Annotated in this window: 11 protein-coding genes and 3 pseudogenes; 5 read left to right on the forward strand and 9 right to left on the reverse strand. The window is 64.9% G+C overall.

Annotated elements, in window-relative coordinates; translation table 11 throughout:
- Positions 1–56: 56 nt before the first annotated feature.
- Positions 57–1,013 carry a FecR family protein gene (locus AC2S9W_RS01770; protein ID WP_067186319.1) on the reverse strand — a complete coding sequence of 319 codons (957 nt, stop codon included), beginning with the start codon at positions 1,011–1,013 and terminating at the stop codon, positions 57–59.
- The gene (locus AC2S9W_RS01775) at positions 1,010–1,546 is read right to left on the reverse strand and encodes an RNA polymerase sigma factor (RefSeq protein ID WP_486571559.1); all 537 of its coding nucleotides are present in this window, start codon (positions 1,544–1,546) and stop codon (positions 1,010–1,012) included. The genes AC2S9W_RS01770 and AC2S9W_RS01775 overlap by 4 nt, the downstream gene beginning before the upstream one ends.
- Before the next feature lie 482 nt (positions 1,547–2,028).
- Between AC2S9W_RS01775 and AC2S9W_RS01780 the strand changes: the two genes are divergently transcribed.
- On the forward strand, positions 2,029–3,294 hold the full coding sequence (locus tag AC2S9W_RS01780; protein ID WP_062764468.1) for a tyrosine-type recombinase/integrase: 1,266 nt from the start codon (positions 2,029–2,031) through the stop codon (positions 3,292–3,294).
- Between the two features lie 31 nt (positions 3,295–3,325).
- Here AC2S9W_RS01780 and AC2S9W_RS01785 read toward each other — a convergent pair.
- The 3 genes and pseudogenes from AC2S9W_RS01785 to AC2S9W_RS01795 all read right to left on the reverse strand — a co-directional run.
- Positions 3,326–3,769: pseudogene (locus tag AC2S9W_RS01785) on the reverse strand (aquaporin family protein); the annotation flags it as partial.
- Between the two features lie 643 nt (positions 3,770–4,412).
- Positions 4,413–4,742: pseudogene (locus tag AC2S9W_RS01790) on the reverse strand (ATP-binding protein); the annotation flags it as partial.
- Between the two features lie 268 nt (positions 4,743–5,010).
- Entirely contained in the window at positions 5,011–5,598 is a 588-nt protein-coding gene (locus AC2S9W_RS01795) for a PAS domain-containing protein (protein WP_067108114.1), read from the reverse strand.
- Between the two features lie 202 nt (positions 5,599–5,800).
- Between AC2S9W_RS01795 and AC2S9W_RS01800 the strand changes: the two genes are divergently transcribed.
- From AC2S9W_RS01800 to AC2S9W_RS01810, 3 genes are all read left to right on the forward strand, one after another.
- Positions 5,801–6,745 carry an NAD(P)/FAD-dependent oxidoreductase gene (locus AC2S9W_RS01800; protein ID WP_067108171.1) on the forward strand — a complete coding sequence of 315 codons (945 nt, stop codon included), beginning with the start codon at positions 5,801–5,803 and terminating at the stop codon, positions 6,743–6,745.
- Positions 6,742–8,304 (forward strand): phytoene desaturase, encoded by a 1,563-nt coding sequence (locus AC2S9W_RS01805; protein ID WP_082797045.1) that lies wholly within the window; start codon positions 6,742–6,744, stop codon positions 8,302–8,304. Before AC2S9W_RS01800 ends, AC2S9W_RS01805 begins: the two co-directional genes overlap by 4 nt.
- Positions 8,305–8,564: 260 nt before the next feature.
- Entirely contained in the window at positions 8,565–9,938 is a 1,374-nt protein-coding gene (locus AC2S9W_RS01810) for a cryptochrome/photolyase family protein (protein ID WP_067108111.1), read from the forward strand.
- 18 nt (positions 9,939–9,956) lie between these two features.
- Here the strand turns inward: AC2S9W_RS01810 and AC2S9W_RS01815 are convergent, their stop codons facing one another.
- Positions 9,957–10,271 (reverse strand): putative quinol monooxygenase, encoded by a 315-nt coding sequence (locus AC2S9W_RS01815; RefSeq protein WP_082797044.1) that lies wholly within the window; start codon positions 10,269–10,271, stop codon positions 9,957–9,959.
- A gap of 20 nt (positions 10,272–10,291) precedes the next feature.
- Positions 10,292–10,714, reverse strand: a complete 423-nt coding sequence (locus tag AC2S9W_RS01820; protein ID WP_067108107.1) for a nuclear transport factor 2 family protein — start codon at positions 10,712–10,714, stop codon at positions 10,292–10,294.
- Between the two features lie 218 nt (positions 10,715–10,932).
- Between AC2S9W_RS01820 and AC2S9W_RS01825 the strand changes: the two genes are divergently transcribed.
- Complete coding sequence (locus tag AC2S9W_RS01825) at positions 10,933–11,487, forward strand: fasciclin domain-containing protein (protein ID WP_174521643.1); 555 nt, start codon at positions 10,933–10,935, stop codon at positions 11,485–11,487.
- A 60-nt stretch (positions 11,488–11,547) separates the two neighbouring features.
- On the opposite strand, the gene hemH is transcribed toward AC2S9W_RS01825, so the two are convergent.
- Positions 11,548–12,606: a ferrochelatase gene (hemH, locus tag AC2S9W_RS01830; RefSeq protein WP_082797043.1), complete on the reverse strand. Its 1,059-nt coding sequence runs from the start codon at positions 12,604–12,606 to the stop codon at positions 11,548–11,550.
- Positions 12,607–12,988: 382 nt separating this feature from the next.
- Positions 12,989–13,327, reverse strand: a pseudogene (locus AC2S9W_RS01835) (integrase core domain-containing protein); the annotation flags it as partial.
- Positions 13,328–13,343 lie beyond the last annotated feature (16 nt).

Below are 13,343 nucleotides of genomic sequence, written 5' to 3' on the forward strand. Positions count from 1 at the left end.
CCCCTGCCCCACAAGAGACCCCGGCCCGGATTTTCCTTTTCCGGCGCGCCGATTCTTCAAAGACCGGGCCGGCCGATGCGGATCTGCGCGGGATCGGACAGGTCGACGGGCACCCCCAGGCTGACCTCGACCGCCTGCGCGAACCCTTCGGGATCGTCGGTGCGGAACACGCCGTCGAACCGCTCCGCCGCGACGACGGGATCGGCGACGACCAGCTGGCGGCGGTTGTAACGGTTGAACTCGGCCACCGCGCTGTCGAGCCGGTCGCCGGCGAGATCGACCTTGCCGTTGCGCCATGCAAGCGCACGGTCGATCGCGGACGGTGCGGCCGGGGCCTGCTCGATCGCGGCATCGTCCGCGACGAAACCGCGCGACCCGGCCTTCAATCGGACGCGATGGCCCTCCGCGCCCTCGGCCCAGACCTCGACCACGCCTTCGGTGACGAGCACGTCGGCGCCGCCCGCGCGGCGGCGCACCGAAAAGGCCGTGCCGACCGCGCGGATGCGCGCGCGGCCCGCCGCGACGACGAAGGGGCGCCGCTTGTCGCGCGCGACCTGGAACCAGGCTTCGCCCCGCTCGATCCGCACGTTGCGCGCCGCGTCATCGAGACTGACGTCGATGGCGCTGGCGGTGTTGATCGCGGCGATCGATCCGTCGGCCAGCGGCACGCGCCGGATTTCGCCCACCGCGGTCGCATAGCTGGTGCCGCCGAACAGCAGCACGCCCCCGCCGACCGCCGCGGCGACCGCCGCGCCGCCGCCCGCCAGCACGCGCCGCCGGCTCCATCCCGCCCGGACGCCCGCATCCTCGCGCACCGCCGATTGCGCCGGGAACGGCCGGTCGAGCGTCATCCAGGCGGCCTGAGCGCGCAGCAACGCGCCGGCATGCCTGGGATCGCGCGCCAGCCAGCGTTCGAGGTCCCGCTCCTGCGCATCGGACCAGTCGTCGCCGTCCATCCGCGCGACATAGCGCGCGGCATCGGCATCGATGTCGCTGGCTCGCCGCCCGGTCATCGCGGCCGCTCCCCGCCCTCGAAAGCGGCGAGGCGCGCCGCGCTCAGCGCTTCGCCGTCGCGCCACGCGCGCTGGACCGCCCGCACGCCCTGATAAATCTCATTCTCGACGATGCTTTCGCTGACGCCGAGCGCGGCCGCGATCTCGCGCTGCGACCAGCCTTCCAGCTTGCGCATCCGGACGATCCGGCGGCGGCGTTCGGGCAAGGCGTCGATCAGCGCCAGCAGGCGCCGATAGTCGATCCGGCTTCCCGCCTCGCGCTCGGGCGACGGGCGCATGTCGTCCTGAAAGGCGTCGATCTCGGCGATCGCCTCGATCGGCACGACCCGGGCGCGCCGCAGACGGCGGACGAGAAGATTGCGGGCGATCGAGAAGAAATAGGCATCGGGGCGATCGATATGATCGACGCTCTCCAAGGCCGCCAGCCGCGAATAGGATTCCTGGATCAATTCGTCGATATCCTCCTGGGACGCGCGCGTGCGGGCCAGCCACGCGCGCACGGCCGCTTCGTGGGGAATGACGTGCTCGGTCACCCACGCGGCCATGCGGCGTCGCCGCTCGAACTTCACGCCCTTGGTCGTGGGCTTTTCTCCCTCTCCCCGGGATTCTATCGTCTTGAGACCATAAGAGCCACGAGCGCGAATTTTCCTTTCGCGACCGGCGAAAATTGTCGGCGCGGACCTTCACGAAGGTGCGACGGCCACAGCAGCAGGGGCCGTGACGATCGCATACCACAGCGCGCAGCACGGCGCCGCATCGGGCGCCGGTTCGATTCTGATCTGTCGGAAAACTGGAGCGGGCGAAGGGATTCGAACCCTCGACCCCAACCTTGGCAACTTGATCGTGACACTTTTCGATTTCTTCCTTTTCTACGCTACCGCCCCATAATTGCTTACTTTCTTGAGATTATCTCTACGACGCCCTATCCTCGACTAGCCGCTGGAGTACCGTTCAGCGCTGACAATTTGTTGACAATTGCGTGATCTGAGATTTTGTCAGCAAGAGGAGTGGCAACATGCCGACGAGCAAGCTGACAAAGCGTACGATCGACGCGGTGGTATCGCCCGCCTCGAAACAACTCATCTATTGGGACACCGAGATTAAGGGATTCGGACTTCGCGTTCTCCCATCGGGCCTGAAGACCTTCATCGTTCAATACCGCAATGCCGAGGGCATTCAGCGGCGCATGAACCTGGGCCGCTTTGGCGTGCTCACCGTCGAGCAAGCGCGTGATCTCGCGCGGCTGAAGTTGGCGGAGGTCATCGTCGGCGGAGATCCAGCGGACAAGGTCCGGCAGTCGCGCAACGGCATGACGGTGGCCGAGATGTGCGATTGGTATCTCACTGAAGCACGGGCCGGGAACATCCTCGGACGAAAAAGCCTTCCGATAAAGTCATCATCGCTCGACATGGACGAGAGTCGCATAAAGACGCACATCGTCCCGCTGCTCGGAAAACGTGTCGTGAAGCATCTGAAAATTGCCGATGTCGAACAGATGCAGACCGATGTGAAGAACGGAAAGACTGCCAAGCCGCGCACCGGAGGCCGCGGTGGCAGGGCGACCGGCGGTCCCGGCGTCGCGGGTCGCTGCGTCGGAACGCTCCAGGCAATCATTGGTCATGCGAAGCACAAAGGCCTGCTCGAGGTCCATCCGACGCTGGGAGCAAAGAAGCTCGCGGGAAAGAAAAGGACTCGTCGTTTGAGCGTGGCCGAGATCATGATGATGGGAAAGGCGATCGCCTACGCTGAAGCCAATGGGGAGAACCCGATCGCCCTCGGTGTGTTGCGAGGACTATTGCTCACCGGCTATCGGCGGCAAGAAGCGCAAGCAATGCAGCGAGCCTGGCTCCATGCCGATCGCGGATACGTTGTCTTTCCGGATACCAAGGGCGGAGCGCAAGTAAGAGCGATCGGACCGGCCGCCATCCGCATTCTGGAAGCTCAGGTGGAGATAGTCGGCAATTCCCACTTCTTTCCGTCCGCAGCGGGCGATGGCCCATTCACGGCTGTTAGCGACTGCCTGAAACGGGTTTGCGGCTTGGCGGGTATCACGGGAGTTACACCGCATACGCTTCGCCATACCTTCGGAAGCGTTGCCGGAGATTTGGGATTCTCCGAGCTTACGATCCGGGCAATGCTGGGTCATGCCTCGCAGAATGTAACTCAAGACTATGTCCACATCGACGAGGCGCTAAAGCTTGCCGTGCAGCGAACGTCCGACGAGATTGCACGATTGCTTGACATCGGCACTGACGCAAAAATGGAAATGGCGCGACAGTGAGTGCTCAAACGCGGCTGGCCGGCTGCGCCAGTCAGCTTTCGGGCGCGGATGGAGAAATAGCCGATGGCCCAAAAGGCTCGCCGAACAGGGTGCTTGCGATTGCGGTTGCCGCGATCGCCCCGGCGAATTGCGCAACAACAAACATTGGAACGTCATGCGGCGCGATACCCGCAAATGTGTTCGACAGGCCGCGCACCACGGTGATCGCCGGATTTGCAAAGCTCGTCAATGACGTGAACCAGTAAGCAGCGGTGATATAGAGCCCGACCGACGCCGCCACGGCCTGTGGCTTGTATCTCGCGGTACCGAGGATCGTCAGTACGAGGCCGAAGGTCGCAACGAACTCGGCGGTCCACTGCCCCAATCCGGTTCTCGCCTTTGTCGAAAACTGTAAGATCGGAAGGTCGAACATCAGATGCCCGGCCCACGCGCCGAAAATGCCGAAGGCAAGCTGAGCAACGACATATGCACCGGCGTCGAGCTAATGCGTGCAAGTCCTCACGGTCGGACGCAGCGACCTCATGAAGCTGTGGTGCGCCGGGGAGGAATGACGAGGACGCGAAATCTATATTGGATTCGATTGCTTGATTGAGCGTTTCCCGAAATGCGACACCGATTGTGCGCTTCTGGAGCGAGATAAATGCGTTCACCTCGGCTTCGACTTTTTCAATCGACAGTTTCAGGCTTTGGAGATCGCGGAACAGGGTGGATGCAGGCGAAAGCGTGTCTGCACTCGGGGCGGGCGTTTCGGTTATTTTGGTCATGTCATCCAGTTGGCGGCGGGCCTGGACAATGACCAGAAGCTGAGATCGTCCGACATGGTCCGAGATTCTACTTTCTGTCGCGAAGCGTCTCAAAGGTGCTGGCCCGCGGTGCGCGCAGCTTCTCGCGCCGGAAGGGACGTATGCGGCCTATCTGTCTGTACGTGCGCACATCCGAGTGTCAAACGGCGTTCAAAAGGGATCCCCGATCGGCGTCGAAGAGGGACCCCCTTTTCGGATAATATGATGCTGGTTTGTTGAAGATGGCCTTGCGCTGCGTGCGGCGGAGGGCGGGCGTAGCCCGACCGGAGGCGCGCGCAGCGCAAGATAGATTTTTGAAGGCGCCGAAGGTGGCTGTCAGCTGCGGTTTTTGAAGCGCCAGCTGTCGTTGCCCGTCTCGACGATATCGCAGTGGTGGGTGACGCGGTCGAGCAGCGCCGTGGTCATCTTGGGATCGCCGAACACGGTCGGCCATTCGCCGAAGGCGAGGTTCGTGGTGATGATGACGCTGGTCCGCTCATAAAGCTTGCTGATGAGGTGGAACAGCAACTGCCCTCCCGAGCGGGCGAACGGCAGATAACCGAGCTCGTCGAGCACGAGCAGGTCGAGCCGCGACAGCTGCGCCGCCAGGGTCCCGCCTTTGCCGATCCGGGTCTCCTCTTCGAGGCGTGTCACCAAGCGTGTCGTCATCCAGTATATCCGTCGTCAGCCGTTTCACACTGGGATCGTTCGACGCCTCGGGCCGCCTGCTTCCTGCATAGACGCGGTCAAATCGACCCGATACGACAAGTTGATCGACAAGCGCGGCGCCGATGCCGCCACCGCTTCCAATCACCAATGCGCGCTTACCGCTCAAATGCTGCCCTTCCCGGCTATGAAATTGCTTCGGCTATCGGATGCTTAATCGGCGGCGGCGCGATCTCCCATATGCCTCAAAGGGAAGGTAGATCGGTGCCTAGAAGCCGGCCTCGACCGCGAGCCGGATCGCATCGGCCGTCGTTTCGACGCCGAGCGCGCGCAGCAGCGCAGCGCGGTGCATCTTGATCGTGCGCTCCGACAGCGACAGCGTGAACGCGATCTGCTTGTTGAGCTGGCCGCTCGCCATCAGCTTCAGCACCTCGCGCTGCCGCGGCGAGAGCGCCTCGATCTGCGCCCGCGCCCGCGCGCTCCGTCCTCCCACCGCCTCGCCCGCCTCGTCGATCTCGATTTGCGAGCCGAGAAAATACTCAAGAGTTCCGTCGGGGCCGAAAATCGGCGCTACCAGCACGGCATTGCGAAACGGCGTTCCGTCTTTCCGGTAGTTGAGGATCTCCACGAGAGCCGGCCTCTGCTCCCGGATGGCGATCCTTAAAGTTTCGGTCAGTTCGGCTTCGGTAGCGGGGCCGGCGAGGAAGCGGCAATTGCGCCCGACGATTTCCTCCGGTCCATAGCCGGTGAGCGCCGAAAAAGCCGCATTGCACTCGACGATCGGGTTATCGGGGAGGCGCGGATCGCTGATCACCGCGGCGATCGGGCTAGCCGCGATCATTGTCTTCAATGACATAATATCCGCCCGCTCACCCCTGGATGCCCCAAGGGACATGTTGCGACACTTCCCCTTGCTCATGCAAGCCTGCGCCGATGACAAATGCGACGAACCGGAAAAAATTGCGCATGACGCCCCGCATGTCGACGGCACGGGCAGGCTCACCGGCGGCGGCTGGCCATCGTGCGTGCCATCGCGGCGACCGCGAGACCAAGGTCTGATGCGGGTCGCGATCATTGGAGCCGGCATTGCCGGGCTCGCCTGTGCGCGGCGGCTGCGCGATGCCGGGCTGGAGGCAACGCTTTTCGACAAATCCCGCGGCATCGGCGGCCGCCTCGCGACCCGCCGCGCGGAGCCGGGCGATCCCGGGGTCGCATTCGATCATGGCGCAACGCATTTCACGGCGCGCTCCGAAGGTTTTACGAGGCTGGTCGCCGCGTGGGAGAAGGCGGGTCTCGCGGCGCGCTGGCCAGTCGCGGGCGCGGACAGCTGGGTCGGCACGCCGACCATGACCGCGCCGCTCAAAACCCTCGCGGACGATCTCGATGTCCGCCTGTCACGACCGGTCACGGCCCTGACCAGATCCCGCACCGGCTGGACGCTCCACAGCGAAGCCAGGCGGCTCGGCAAATTCGATACGGCGGTGATCGCCATTCCGGCCGAGCAGGCCGCCCCGCTTCTGTCGCTCCATGATTTCGAGATGGCGCGCGCGGCCATGGCGGTGCGCTATAATCCTTGCTGGACCGCGATGTTCGCCTTCGAGGAACGGATCGAGGAGCTCCCCGATTTCCTTCGCGGCGCGGGCTCACTCGTGACCGCGGCACGCGACAGCGCCAAGCCCGGACGCGCGCCGGGCGAACGGTGGGTGGTGCAAGCCGACTGGACCTGGTCGGAAGCGCATCTGGCCAGCGAAAGCGCGAGCGTCGCACGTCTGCTGCTTGCCGAACTCGGAAAGGTCGCCGGCCGCGAATTGCCCGCCCCAAGCCATATCGCGGCCCATCGTTGGCTATTCTCTCAGCCATCGGGACAGGATCCGAAGCTGCTGTGGAACCCTGCCATCGGCCTCGGCGCCTGCGGCGACTGGCTCTACCATGGCTTTGCCGAATATACCTGGCTGTCGGGCCATGTTCTCGGCGCCGCGATCGCAGCGGAGGCGCCGCGATGACGCGCGCAATCGTGATCGGAGCGGGCATCGGCGGCCTTGCGCTCGCCATCCGCCTCCAGTCGGCGGGCCTCGATACGCTGCTCGTCGAAGCGCGCGACCGACCGGGCGGCCGTGCCTATGTCTTCGAGAAGGATGGTTTCACCTTCGACGCCGGGCCGACGGTCATCACCGACCCGGCCTGTCTTGACGAGCTCTGGGCGCTGAGCGGTCAGCGGCTCGAGCGCGATGTCGACCTCGTCCCGGTCTCGCCCTTTTACCGGCTGAGCTGGCCCGACGGATCGATCTTCGACTATGGCAATGACAAGGAGGCGCTCGCCCGCCAGATCGCCGCGCTCTATCCCGCCGATGTCGCGGGATATGAGCGGTTTCTCGGCTTTTCCGCGTCGGTTTACGAGGAAGGCTATGTGAAGCTCGGCGCGGTCCCCTTTCTCGACTTCCGCTCGATGCTGAAGGCGGCGCCGGCGCTTGTGCGGCACCGGGCCTGGCGCTCGGTCTATCAAACCGTCGCAGGCTATGTGCGGAGCGAAAAGCTGCGCGAGGCGCTGTCCTTTCACACCCTGCTCGTCGGCGGAAACCCGATGGCGACGAGCAGCATCTATGCGCTCATCCACAAGCTCGAGCAGGATGGCGGCGTCTGGTATGCGCGCGGCGGCACCAACCGGCTCGTCGCCGGCATGGCCACGCTGTTCGAGCGTCTCGGGGGCACGCTGAGGCTCGGCGATCCCGTTGCCCGCATCGAAACCGAAGGGGACCGGGTAACCGGCATCATGACGCGGAGCGGCTTCACAGCGCGCGCCGATCTCGTCGCCTCGAACGCCGACCTCATGCACAGCTACCGCGACCTGCTTGCGCATCCGCGAGGCAAGCGCGAGGCCGGACGCCTCGCGCGCAAGAACTGGTCGCCGAGCCTCTTCGTCCTCCATCTGGGTGTGCGCGGCACCTTCCCCGAGATCCCCCACCATATGATCCTCTTCGGTCCGCGCTATCGCGGGCTTCTCGACGATATCTACCGGAATGGCGGGCTCGCCGAAGATTTTTCGCTCTACCTTCATCATCCGAGCGCAAGCGATCCGGGCGTTGCGCCGGCGGGCCACAGCAGCTTCTATGCGCTTGCGCCGGTTCCGCATCGCGGCCATGCGCCGCTCGACTGGGAGGTCGAAGGCCCCAACCTCGCGAAGCGCATCATCGCCGAGATCGAGCGGCGCCTGATCCCGGACCTTGGCGCGCGGATCGTCACGCAAATCCAGTATGCGCCGCCGGACTTCGAACAGGATCTCGCCGCGCATCTCGGGAGCGCCTTCAGCCTTACGCCAACTCTGCTGCAGAGCGCCTATTTTCGGGGACACAACCGCGACGCGCGCATCGAAAATCTCTATTTTACGGGCGCGGGGACCCATCCCGGCGCAGGCATTCCGGGTGTCGTCGCGAGCGCGAAGGCGACGGCGCGCCTCATTCTCGGCGACATCGGGGTCAGGATGGACGACCGCCGCTACGAGAGCGGGGGACGCCCGAAATTTTCCGGGCTTGATGGCGCCACGGAAGATGCCATGTCAGGCTGAGCGGATCGACATTCCGGTTCTGCCGGCGGCCAGCGCCTTGCGACCTACGCCTGGCCGCGGCGGGGGGCGGTGATTGTTCATCGCCGGGCGGTGCGACACCATGTCGCACCGCCCAATCCTCCGCATGGACATCCCCGCCGATGCGAGTGCGCACCGTCCGGGCTTCCCGAAAGGTCATCTTTTGCGGAGGGGGGAGCGTGCCCGATGGCAGAACCAGCGACTGCCCGCACCACGGCCCGCCAAAAAGGGAAACCGCCGCCATGCCCCCCGCCATCTTGTGGCTTCGCCAGGACCTCCGCACCACCGACCATCCGGCGCTCCTCGCAGCGATTGCCGAAGGCCCGGTCATTCCGCTCTATATATTGGATGACGAGAGCCCCGAAACGCGCGCCATCGGGGGCGCGCAGCGCTGGTGGCTGCATCACAGTCTCGCTGCACTCGATGCGAGCCTTCGCAAACGCGGCAGCCGCCTCGTCCTGCGCCGCGGCGCTGTCGCCGAAATAGTCGAAAGCGTCGCGGCAGAAGCCGGCAGCACAAGGGTGCACGCGACCCGCTGCTACGAGCCCTGGTGGCGGCACTGCGAGGAAGCGATAGACGCCAGGCTCGAACTGCGACTCCACGACGGCAATTATCTTGCGCCGCCCGAGAGCATCACCAATGCGCAAGGCGCGCGCTACCGCGTCTTCACGCCATGGTATCGCGCGCTGCTGGAGCGCATGCCGCCCGCCCTTCCCCATGCGGCGCCCGACCATATTCCGCCGCCTCGGGCCTGGCCGGCGTCGGACAATCTCGCCGATTGGGGCCTGACCCCGATAAGCCCCGACTGGGCCTCGGGATTTGGCGACTGGCGCCCGGGCGAGAAAGGTGCTTGGCGGGCGCTACGCGACTGGCTGCCGCTTGCCGGCGCCTATAAGGCCCGCCGCGACTATCCCTCGCTCCCCGCGACATCGCGGCTGTCGCCGCATCTTCATTTCGGCGAAATCAGCCCCCGGTCGATCTGGCATGCGCTCGGCGAGCGCGACGATGCTGGCGCCGAGACCTTTCGATCGGAGCTCGGCTGGCGCGAACATGGCATCAATCTCGTCGACCAGATGCCCGATTATGGCGATCGGAACGGGCGCCCCACCTTCGATGATTTCGGCTGGCGGAGCGGCCCCGAAGCCGACCGGGACTTCACCGCCTGGACCCGGGGACGGACCGGCTACCCAATCGTCGACGCGGGTATGCGTCAGCTCTGGAATATGGGATGGATGCACAACCGGGTCCGGATGGTCACCGCCTCCTTCCTCGTCAAACATCTGCTGATCGACTGGCGCCGGGGAGAGCGCTGGTTCTGGGATACGCTGCTCGACGCCGATCTCGCCTCGAACGCGATGAACTGGCAATATGTCGCGGGCACCGGCGTCGACGCGCCAGTCTTCTCGCGCATCATGTCGCCGCTACTCCAGAGCGAACGGTTCGCGATGGGCGACTATGTCCGCGCTTATGTTCCCGAACTTGCGCATCTGTCGGACACCGAGATCGTCGCGGCCCATGGTCAGGATGCGCGGGTACCAAAGTATCCGCCACCGCTTGTCGGTCACGAGGCGGCGCGGGCGCGGGCGCTGGCTGCCTGGGAAGCACTGCGCGGCTAGCGAAGGAAGGTCATGCGGCTAGTCGAAGCCGGCGCTTGCCACGCCTTGGCTGTTGTAAACCGGGCCTTCGCGCGACACCGCGAATTTGCGGCTCGACGACGCGCGCACGCCAAATGCGCCGATATGCCCCAGCATTCCCCTGTACTGCGGCCCGGCCAGATGCGCGGCGAGCGCAGCTTCGCCGTGCCATTCCTCGAACACGTGGATGCGCGTCGCCACATGCGGATCGGCGGTCCAGTCGTAAGCGAGACAGCCTGGCTGTACGAGCGCGCCTTCGATCCAGCCGCGTGCGCCGGCCAGCGCCTCTCCGCGCGCCTCGGGATCGATATCGATGACCGCCTAGATCAGGATCTTCATGCCTGCACCTCGGTTCTTGAAAGCTGCGGCAACGGCCGGAACCGCCGCTCTGCAAACAGCCACCTGCCATCGACCCGGCGGCAGACGTCGTCATAGATGCCGAGGGTCCGGTGAAGCGCGCCGTCTCGCAGGAAGATTTCCTCGGTGTAGGACCGCATGGCCGCCTTTTCTTCACGGACCTCGATCAAACCCGGCCAAGCGCGAAAGACGATGTCGGGAAAGGCGCGCATCGCCGCGCGCCAGGTGTCGACGATTGTCGCCTTGCCCTCGAAAATCCCGAAACCGGGAAGCGACCACAGGCTGCCTTCGTCCCAGGTCGCGGCCCAGGCTTCGCTGTCTGCCCGGTTGACCGCGTCGGCATAGGTGTCGAGCAGGTCGCGTAGCGCCAGCCGGTCTTCGAACGATCCCTCGAATGGCATGCAAGCCCCCTTCTCGCCCGGCTGCGTCGATGGTTCAGCCTGCCGCCGGTTTGCCTCCAGCGGTTCGGAAGGAAAACTGCCGATATCGCTAGCGGCGAAGGCCGCCTCTGCCGGACCGGAGAACCCGCCCCAAAGGACAGGTCGCCCCGGCAGGGCGGGGCGCCTAAATTCACGCCTGTCCTATCCCCCCGGGACGAACATTCGAAAAGGAATGACCAATGGCTATTTCCCGTATCTCGCTTTCGCTTGCTACAGCAGCGCTCGCGCTTGCCGGCGGCATCGCGGCCGCCAAGAACCCGATGGTCGGCGGCGCCGCGATGTATGAGACCAAGACCATCGTCGAAAATGCCGCCAATTCCAAAGATCACACGACACTGGTCGCGGCGGTCAAGGCCGCCGGCCTCGCCGAGACGCTCTCGGGCGCCGGCCCGTTCACGGTCTTTGCACCGACCAACGCCGCCTTCGCCAAGCTTCCCGCCGGCACAGTCGATACGCTGCTCAAGCCCGAGAACAAGGCGATGCTGACGGGCATATTGACCTACCATGTCGTGCCGGGCCGCCTGACCGCGACCGATATTGCGGCGCAGGCCAAGGCCAATGGCGGCAAGGCGGTGCTCACGACGGTGCAGGGCGCCAAGCTCGCCGTCTGGGAGAAGGATGGCAGCTGGTATGTGAACGACGCCAAGGGCGGCACGGCGAAGATTGGCCCCGCCGACGTTCTCCAGTCGAACGGCGTGATCCACGTCATCGACGGCGTGCTGCTTCCCGCCTGATACATCACCGGGGCCGCGCGACGTCTGTTGGCGCAGCGCGGCCCCGCTTATCGAAAGCCCTCAAAGCCAGCCCGAAAGATCGCTCCTGACCAGGGCGGTGAGCATGTCCATCCCGACATCGCTGTCGTTGAGACAGGGTATATAAGCGAAGTGGCGGCCGCCGGCGGCAAGGAACTGCTCGCGGCCGCGGATAGCGATTTCCTCAAGGGTCTCGAGGCAATCGGCGGCGAACCCCGGCGCGATCACAGCCACCGACCGGCCTTCGCGGCCGAGCGCCTCGAGCATCATGTCGGTTGCCGGTGTCAGCCATTTGGCCTTGCCGAAGCGCGACTGAAAGCTCGGCACGACAGTCTTCCCCAGAACCTCGCCCAACCGGCGCGCGGTCTTGAGGCACATGCAATGATAGGGATCGCCGAGATGCAAGGTGCGCTCGGGCATGCCGTGGAAGCTTGCAACGATCGTGTCGGGCACGAAGTCGAGGCCACCGATCGCACGTCCGAGCGACGACGCCAGCGCCTCGAGATGGCGATCGTCATCATGATAGGGTGGAAGGATGCGCAGCGCCGGCTGCCAGCGCAGGCGCGCCATATGCGCCTGGACCGCATCGCTCACGCTCGCGGTCGTCGCGGCGCAATATTGCGGGTATAAAGGCGCGACGAGAATTCGGCGACATCCTGCCGCAAGAAGCGCGTCGATGCCGTCCGCGATCGGGCTGCTGCCATAGCGCATCGCATGCGCAACCACCGCATCACCTCCAAGCGATGCCTGGAGCGCTTTTGCCTGGCGGCGGGTGATCGCCGCGAGCGGCGAGCCCTCCGATGTCCAGATTTCGCGATAGGCCTTGGCGGACTTTCGCGGCCGAACCGCAAGAACGACCCCGCGCAGGATCGGCTGCCAGATCAGCGAGGGCAGTTCGACCACGCGCCGGTCGGAGAGAAATTCCGCGAGATAGCGCCGTACCGCGCGGCTCGTCGGCGCGTCGGGCGTGCCAAGATTGACGAGCAGCACGCCGATCCGGTCGGCCGTCACGGCGGGGTGCGCCGCCGGAAGACGGGCGAGCTCCGCCTCTCCGTAACAGTTCCCGATTTCAGGCGTTGCCAGAGGCCCTTCGACAGTCATTGCAATCTCCGCGGTCAGGATGCCTCGCGGCAACCATGCCGCGCGGCGTCGATCGCATGTCTTCGACTTGCCCTTCGCCGCCAAGCTGCACCAAGGGGCAGACTGGATACCGTTTCCCGCCTCCCGGCAGCCCCCCGGGATGCGGAAACTTCGCTTGCTGCCGCGACCCATCGCCGACATTCCGAGCGGCGCCCACACTCTTGAAACGGTAAAACGGCTTTCCTAACTTTTCCCCGGACGCGGGATTTTCCGTGTCCTCAGGACATAGAGAGCGCCGGCTCTGAGTCCCGGCGCATCTCATGCCCGAATTGCTTCAATCAGGAGGATTTGGAAATGAGAACCGATTTTTGACCGGCCCCCACCGAGTGGTCCGATCGGATTGTTAGTGCATTGACGCCTCCATCGCCAGTGTTGGCCGTAGGTGGAGCGAAGCGGAACCGGAGGGCGACACTGGCGATGGAACAGCCTCTGGCGCCGGTGGTCGATATCCCAGCGAGCTGTGCGGCCGGACGGTGTTGTAATGACGCCTCCACGCCTCGATCAGGATACGAGCCTCGGCGAGCGAGTAGAAGATTTCGCCGTTGAGCAGTTCATCGCGCAGCGACCCGTTGAAGCTTTCGCAATAGCCATTCTCCCATGGCGATCCGGGCGTGATGTAGAGCGTCTTCACGCCGATCTGGGCGAGCCATTGCTGCACCGCCGTCGCGATAAACTCCGGACCATAGCACATTGGGAAG

The sequence above is a fragment of the Sphingopyxis sp. 550B genome, from assembly GCF_057401805.1.